At 70.5% G+C, this 474-nt stretch carries 1 pseudogene; it reads left to right on the top strand.

What is annotated here, in order from left to right:
* Positions 1-474, top strand: a pseudogene (locus HNV26_RS37465) (glycosyltransferase family 4 protein); the annotation flags it as partial.

Raw genomic sequence — 474 nt, 5'->3', positions numbered from 1 at the left:
CCGCCCTGCCTCCGCGCGCGGCGGCGCCCCCGCCTGTTCCCGTTCAGCGTCCTCCCCGGCTCGAACCCGTCAGCCCGCAGGCGTTCAAGGGCTCGGCCTCGGTCCCCGGCGGCGAGGACGAAGAGCCCGAGGAAATCTCCGAGGACGAAGCCCAGTCCATCGACGAGGGGGACGACGACAGCCACTCCCGCGCGCGGCCCCAACCCGAGGAGCCGGACGAAATCAGCAGCGACGAGGTGGAGGAAGCGGAGATTTCCGTCAGCAGTGCAGCGCAGCTCGTCGACTCGGACGACGACCTGGAGGAAGCCGACGCCGACGTGGCCCCCGAGCCACACGACGAAGGCCCCGCCCCGGAGCCCGTTCCCTCGACGCTGAACCCGTGGTTCGCCCAGCTCGCGCACGGGTACTGTCCCCCCGACGGAATCCGCTTCGACCGACACACGCCCCCGACGACTGTCGCTTATACACATTTCC

It is taken from the genome of Myxococcus xanthus, assembly GCF_013116825.1.
GTDB classification, from domain to species: Bacteria; Myxococcota; Myxococcia; order Myxococcales; family Myxococcaceae; genus Myxococcus; species Myxococcus xanthus_B.
The sequence above is the reverse complement of the archived record's forward strand: the minus strand, read 5'-3'. Positions and strand labels throughout refer to the sequence as shown.